The sequence below is a fragment of the Flagellimonas abyssi genome (genome assembly GCF_019457905.1).
GTDB classification, from domain to species: Bacteria; Bacteroidota; Bacteroidia; order Flavobacteriales; family Flavobacteriaceae; genus Flagellimonas; species Flagellimonas abyssi.
In genome coordinates this window covers 211,692-219,417 of record NZ_JAHZSV010000008.1, presented here as the reverse complement: position 1 = coordinate 219,417, position 7,726 = coordinate 211,692, and the positions used below count along the sequence as shown (strand labels likewise).

The window sequence follows — 7,726 nt, the reverse complement described above, 5'->3', positions numbered from 1 at the left end:
ATTGTTCCTGCGTCATCATTTTGTCATCGTTTCATCATTTTTTCCTCATTGTTCCTGTCATCATTTTTTATTTTGATGACAGAATGATGACAAAGTGATGACAGCTTAATCTCTTATAAACACTGGGCTAAGATCAATCTGTCATCAAATCATCAAATTTTAGGCCTATAATTTTATTTTTTCCTGTAATTCATCATCCATCTAATCGAACTATGCAAAAAGCCCATTTTTCCCCAACGGCAAAAAGGGGTACAAAATCGAGCTCCCAACTTTGGCCTGGATACTAAAAATTTATCACACTGTCCAAAGCTTCGTCCGCCTCCTTATGGATAAAATTTGCTTGATAGTTCAAAGTAGTTTTTAAATCGCTATGACGATAGAGTTTTTGTAGCATCAAGGGATGAATCTTGTCACCCGCAATATTCCCAAAACTATGGCGTGCAATATGATTGGAAAGAGGTTTATCTATATCACAGAGCTCAGCGATTCGTCTGAGATATTTATTACATAGTTTTGTGGCGTTTCTTGTTTTTACAAAAACATCTTTCATGTCCTTGGGATTTACATCCTTTAGAAAGGGAAAAATATAGCCATTATTCAGCTCTTTGTCATTCGTATATAAATCCAAAATGACCTGTGCTTTATCCGGGATTTTTAAGCTCACCGGTTTAGAGTTTTTGTTCATTACATAGAAGAGACGATTGTCTTTGAAATCGCTCCACTTTATCTGTACAATATCCGAAATACGTATGCCAGCAAAATAGAAAGCCGTTAACCATAAGTTCCGGGTGTGCCAAATAGAAGTTCCATAGTCCAACTCTAATTGCTCAATGCTTTGAACTTCTTCGATAGTTAGACCGATTTTATGCCCTGAACCAATCCTTATTTTTTCCTTATCACCTGCAAAGGGGTAATATTTGGATGGAACAATCCCGTCTTTGATAGCCACATTGAACAACGTACGGATAAAGATAAGTTGATTGGTTATGGTTCGTTCTTTATGTTCCAGATAAATAGCACAAAAATCCTTGAACTTTTCAATAAAACGCTCATTGATGTCTATAAATCTAAGTGATGACCTGTTTTTGAAATAATTCACTGAATCATAAAAGTCGGTTTTCGATTTGCGTCCAGCACTGATACGTTTCTTCCTTCGGCTTTTAATGCCCTCTATGATGTCATCCTTATTCAACGAACGTTTAAGATGTAAAAATTCATCAATATTAAAAAGAATTGACATCTCTGCCTTGGCAACAGATATGGTTCCCCTATCATATTTATCCTTTATACGTTCAGCCGCTAGCACAAAAAATGGTTTTACCCCCTCTACTCCCTTCAACTTTTGCTTGGCCTGCTTTGGAGTTAGGCTTTCTTCCTTCAAATCAAAATAAATATCGTTGGCCTCAATTAACTTTTTCATCAGAAAGTTGTTCAACTTTTTATGATTGGGGTGTGATTTTTTGACCCTGTTAACTGTCTTATCCCAATCTTTTTCAAGAATGTATTGGCCCAAAAATCGGTAACTTGTTCTATAATTATCACTTATCCGCAATGCAAGTGGTGCTGAACCGTCCTTTCTTTCCTTATTTCTCCGTCGAACAATCTTAATGCTGGCCATAATTCTTCTTTTTAATCCTTAATAAAAGTACAATTTTAAACAAAAAAAGGGGTACAGAATAGGTACAGAATAAATTGATATTAAATGGATTCATTTGGTTTCATTTAACATTTAAAAAATCATAATCAATTAATTTTCAATAGTTTAGATATTTGTTGGTTGATGTTTTATCAAGCTCATAACCCGAAGGTCGCTGGTTCGAGTCCAGTCCCCGCTACTAGAAATAAAAAAAGCCGAGGAAAATTTTCCTCGGCTTTTTTTATGCAATCTTCCAAAACCTACGTCCTTACAGGTGTTTCAAGAGTAAACTTTTATCGGGGCTTACCTACTTTAATAGTTTGTTAACGTTTTTAACACGGTATTTTCATAAATTGTTAATACTAATTCATCATCAATCAAAATGAGACAATCTACTAACTATATTGTCTTACTGTTTCTATGGCTAAACCTCACGTTTGCCTACGGCCTTATCGTAAACAGCGGTTATGGTGGTTTTCCTGTACCCACAGCAGAAACCTTCAAAGACTCATTGGATTGGGCAGACTATTATTTCAATATTCACCGATTTGAAGAGGCCGTTCCTTTATATCAAAAGAATCTTGATGTTACCAATCAAGAGGATAAAATACACATTTTGAAAAAGTTGGCCCTTAGTCAGGCTGCATTGAATAAACCAGAAGAATCTATTGGATATATATACGATTATTTCAAAATCGATTTTCAGCCCACTTTTTTATTGCACGAGGATTTTGACGGAATTCGAGACAACCAGGAGTTTCAAAAATTGTCAGGCACTGTTTTGCCAAAAATAAATACGTGGTCCATATTTTACTTTTTTGTGTCACTTATTGGGTTCTACGTAACGTTCATGCTGATCATCAATAAAAAAATTGATAAACAGGCTAGAAATCTTATTGCCACATTTGTATTTATCCATTCCCTTTTCATTTTGAATATATGCGTCAACCAGACCAATTATGTGTTCGTATTTCCCCACACCTATTTGATGTCGACCTGGTGCTCCTTTTTATATGGGCCCTTGCTTTTTCTATATTTTAAAAGGGTGTCAAAATCATCGGATTTGGATAGAACGGATTTGTGGCACTTTCTGCCGACAGTAATTCTGACTATTTATCTCATATTCACAATTTATGGGTTTTCCGGGATAGAAAAAGTCAATCAAATGTTACAGAGGCTGGAAGAAGGTTTAAATCCAGGGGATTCAACTAAACTAGTGCTGATGGTTGCACTCAAATCCTTATCCTTGGGGATATATGCTTTTTTTGTGCACTTGATCTTGAGCAAGAATACATCCGAACTGAGCAAAAAGACGAGGACTTGGCAAAGGAATATTTATTTGATACATGTTAGCTATGTTGCAGTCTACCTTATATATGGTGCGTACATTATTACCGGGAACAACAGCGGAATCCTTTATCATGCACCCATTGTTCTTTTAAGCACCATGGTATTATATGTGGGATATGCCGCCAATGTTCAGCCCGATGTGTTCAGTGGACGATATGCCTATACCAACCCTCTTTTTCCTAAATATGTAAAGTCCGGGCTAACGGATAGTTTATCACAAGAACTGAAACAGCAGTTGAGCGACCTGTTCCGCAATGAAAAATTGTACAGGAAAAGTAATATCAATTTGGATATGGTCGCCGAAAAATTGGACACTACACGCCACAATGCTTCGCAACTCATCAATGAACACTTTAATATGAGCTTTCGTGAATTTGTAAATTCCCATCGTATTCAAGAAGCAAAGGAACTGCTTGCTCAAGAAAATGAACTGAACATTATTGATGTTGCCTACGAGGTCGGCTACAACAACAAAGTCTCTTTCAATAAAGCTTTTAAGAAAGATACCCAACTCACTCCCAGCGAATACCTCAATGCCCTAAAACAAGGGTAAAATCTTATCGGGAACACCTAAAAACATTGGTTTTCTGGTTAACTAGTAGTCATCAATCAAAAATCATCAATCAATGAGACAACTACTAAAACAATTCGTTGTGAAGTATGTTGGGGGCCATGAACGGACTTTGGACCCAACGGACAGTCATGAAAAGTATAAAAAGTCCGGATTAACCGAGGAGGAAGCTGTTTTGATTCGAAGGAAAATCAAAAATGCCTTTGATGAAAACAAGATCTACCGGAACAATACCCTTTGCCTCGATGATCTTTCTGATCATATTAAGGAAAATAGGTATAAGGTTTCACAGGTCATCAACACCTTCTTCTCCAAGAATTTCTATTCGTTTCTGAACGAATATAGAATAGAAGAAGCTAAAGACCTATTGGTCGAAAATCCCTCTCTCAGTGTAAAGGCAATTATGTATGAAGTTGGTTTTAACAGCAAAAACAGCTTTTACAGTGCCTTTAAGAAAACCACCGGGTATAGCCCCAACGATTACCGAACTGCAGTAAACACCGGTTTCGATAGGCAACACGAAATGCAGATGGCATAGTAGCGGACTCTAAATCGTTTAGAGCTATTCCCACAAAACCTCTTGGAACACCAAGAGGTTTTTTAATACTTCATTACCAAATTGTTATAAAACACATCATAAGTTGTTAAAAACAGTCCTTCCCCAAGGGCGTCCATTTTTTTGAGGTTCTAGCCGTTTAAAAAGTACCCTCACCTACACACTTATAAGTTGATTTGTTGTGCAATTGTAAAGGTAGGGCGGTGAGAGGCTCTACTTCTAAAAGACAAAATCCATTGAGTTTTGTTCACTTCCCAGAAGTATTATTTGAATTAGCTATCAATTTCCTAGCGCCGTCCACCTTTCTCAGTTGCACTAACTCATTTCAAATTACTAACAAAACTTTATTCGTATGAAAGTAAAGAAACTGTTTGGAGCGCTACTGGCTATTTGCTTATCCATTGCATTTGCCCACGCTCAAGAAAAAGCGGTTACCGGTACGGTCACCGACCAAGACGGGGTACCCTTACCAGGTGTCAACATTGTTGTGAAAGGCACCGTTAAGGGAACTCAGTCCGATTTTGATGGCAACTACGTCATTGAAGCCAACGAAGGAGATGTCCTTGTATTCTCCTATTTAGGACAACGAACACTTGAGAGAAGCGTAGGTGCAGCAAGCGTTTTGAACGTTCAAATGGAGGAAGACGCATCGCAACTGGAAGAAGTAGTGGTCACCGCACAAGGTATAGTCCGGGAAAAGCGTTCCTTGGGATATTCGGTAACCACTGTGGAATCCGACAAGGTTGAATCTCGGCCCGAAGCAGATGTAGCTCGGGTGCTCAATGGTAAAGTTGCTGGGGTAAACATCACCTCCAACAACGGTATGTCCGGTTCTGGAACCAACATAATAATTAGGGGCTATTCTTCGGCAACACAGTCCAATCAACCCTTGTTTATTGTTGATGGAATTCCTTTTGATTCTGGAACCAATACCCAGACCAACTTTTTAGATGGAAATACGGAATCCAGCCGATTTCTGGACCTGGACCCGAACAATATTGAAAGTGTAAGCGTATTGAAAGGGTTGAGTGCAACGGTACTCTATGGTAACCGAGGTAGAAATGGGGTAATACTTATCACTACAAAAGGTTCTGCCTCCGGAGATGCTCCTTCCAAAACAGAAGTTTCCGTTACACAATCCGTATTTATGTCCAATGCCGTGCTTCCAAAGTTTCAAAATAACTATGGTAGTGGATTCCATCAAGGATTTGGATTCTTCTTTAGTAACTGGGGACCGCGTTTTGACCGTACGGATGATGATGGTATTGCCACAGCAGCCCAATACATAAGAACTGGTCCAAACGGAGTGGCATTGACGCGACACCCGTTCAACTATATCGCTGACCCAACCTTAATTGCCGGTTACGAAGACTTATTGGGGGTTGAATATCCTTACCAACCTTATAATGGAGTTGAAGAATTCTTCAGAACGGGATATGTGTACAGTACATCAGTAAATGTTCGTGGTGGTTCCGAAAAGGTAAATTTCAATGCGAATTATGGCCGTACGGAAGATATCGGGGTAACCCCTGGCAACAAGTTGCTACGTAACAACTTCAGTTTAGGAGGAAATGCGGTACTATCCAACAACTTTACCGTGTCCGGGGTCTTCAATTTTGCCAGAACAGGCTACAAGTCACCGCCAAATGCCGTGAGTACAGGTAGCGGTGCCGCTTTTAACGGTTCCGCCATATTTGGTGACGTACTCTACACGCCGAGAAACATCGATTTGACCAATCTCCCATTCCAAGCAGCGGATGGCCGAAGCTTATATTATAGATCAGGTAACGATATTCAAAACCCATACTGGACCGTTGCCAACTCAAAGACCAGTCAAGAAACCGACCGATTTACCGGAAACGTTTCTATGAGCTATGCCTTGAACGACTGGATGAACCTGACATACCGGGTAGGTCTGGATACGTATACCGAATTAAACTCGTACGGGCAGAACAGAGGCGGTGTAGATGGACCTACATTGGGAATTCTAAGAACTTCATCTGTAAGAAATTCCATTTGGAACCACGATTTGATTCTTAGTGCAGAGAAAAATCTTTCCGAAGATTTAAACCTTACCGCCACGTTGGGTGCCAATAGTCGTAGGGACACCTATGCACAGGACGGTATCGAAAGCCAAGGACAATTGGTTTTTGGAGTGCTAGAACACTATAACTTTACGACTCCATCATCCATAAACTCCTTTTCTGGGACCGACCTGAATCAAAACTTTGAGGAAAACCTAGTAGGTATTTATTTGGATGCGACCATATCCTATAAAGATTTATTGTACCTCAACGTAGTAGGAAGAAACGACTGGTCGTCCACATTGGAAAGAGAAAACAACTCTTTGTTTTACCCGGGAGCCAGTTTATCCTTTATTCCTACCACAGCATTTCCTGCATTGCAGGGAGATGTGCTCAACTATGCAAAACTTAGGGTCGGCTACGGTTCCTCCGCAGGCTTCCCGACTCCATTTAACACTAGGGATGTACTCACCTTGAATTCTAGAACATTTGTGGACCTCAACGGCAACGTAGTTTCAGGAAATACTGTTTCGGATGTGCTCGGTAACCGTGATTTATCCCCAGAAAGAGTCCAGGAACTGGAAGTAGGTTTGGATACCCGACTTTTTAATAGGTTGAACTTTAATGTCAGCTTGTATCAAAAATCCACAACAGACCTGATTACCAACCGTACATTGGATAGCTCAACAGGTTTCCGCTCCACTTTTGTAAACATTGGTGAAGTAGAAACCAAAGGTATAGAAGCCGATTACGACCTTACCATTCTCAGGGAAAGCGAAGCAGGTATCGGTTTTAACCTTGCAGGAAACTTTACCGCCAGTGAAACCACGGTGACCGACCTGGCTGAGGGAACCAACAACATTTTGTTGACCTTCGCTGTGGCCGGTGAAGCTGCAAACTACGCCGTGGAAGGCAGACCATTTGGGGTATTGCTCGGCAGTACCATCCAAAGAGATGATAACGGCAACAAAGTGGTAGGGCCAAACGGCAGATATTTAGTGGACAATAACATCACAGAAATTGGTGACCCAAACCCAGACTGGACCACTGCGATGATCCCGACCATCAGCTTTAAGAACTTCACCCTTTCCGCCAACTTGCAATATCGTCATGGTGGAGATGTGTATTCGGTAACAACGGCTGGACTGATAGGTCGTGGAGTAGTTGACCCGGACAACCCGATTGATAGGGAGTCCAATTATATCCTTCCAGGCGTTTTTGCAGATGGAAGCCCGAACAACGTGGCCATTACAGCAACCGAGTTTGGCTTCAACACCTTTTTTGGGGGAGATATCAACGAAGTAAACGTATTTGACGGCACCACTATCAGGTTACAGGAAGCTTCATTGGGATATTCCATTCCAAAGAAAATGTTGGAAAAAACCCCTTTCGGAAGCCTATCGCTAACACTATCCGGTTCCAACCTTTGGTACAAGGCGGTGAATTTCCCCGATGACGTTCGATACGACACCAATTCGTCGAGTACAGGTGTTGGTAATGGACAAGGAATTGATTTCTTCACTGGGCCGTCCACCAGAAGATATGGCCTTACCGTAAGAGCATCATTTTAATCGCAGCTAACAAGAATC

4 protein-coding genes are annotated in these 7,726 nt (G+C 40.4%); 3 read left to right on the top strand and 1 reads right to left on the bottom strand.

Going from position 1 to position 7,726, the window contains the following annotated elements; all coding sequences use genetic code 11:
- Positions 1-283: 283 nt before the first annotated feature.
- The gene (locus K1F36_RS08480) at positions 284-1,618 is read right to left on the bottom strand and encodes a tyrosine-type recombinase/integrase (protein ID WP_220113433.1); all 1,335 of its coding nucleotides are present in this window, start codon (positions 1,616-1,618) and stop codon (positions 284-286) included.
- 400 nt (positions 1,619-2,018) lie between these two features.
- On the opposite strand from K1F36_RS08480, the gene K1F36_RS08475 reads away from it, so the two are divergent.
- The 3 genes from K1F36_RS08475 to K1F36_RS08465 all read left to right on the top strand — a co-directional run bounded on the left by K1F36_RS08475 (position 2,019) and on the right by K1F36_RS08465 (position 7,708).
- Entirely contained in the window at positions 2,019-3,539 is a 1,521-nt protein-coding gene (locus K1F36_RS08475) for a helix-turn-helix domain-containing protein (protein ID WP_220113432.1), read from the top strand.
- Positions 3,540-3,612: 73 nt separating this feature from the next.
- On the top strand, positions 3,613-4,095 hold the full coding sequence (locus K1F36_RS08470; RefSeq protein ID WP_220113431.1) for a helix-turn-helix domain-containing protein: 483 nt from the start codon (positions 3,613-3,615) through the stop codon (positions 4,093-4,095).
- 370 nt (positions 4,096-4,465) lie between these two features.
- Positions 4,466-7,708, top strand: a complete 3,243-nt coding sequence (locus K1F36_RS08465) for a SusC/RagA family TonB-linked outer membrane protein (protein WP_220113430.1) — start codon at positions 4,466-4,468, stop codon at positions 7,706-7,708.
- Positions 7,709-7,726 lie beyond the last annotated feature (18 nt).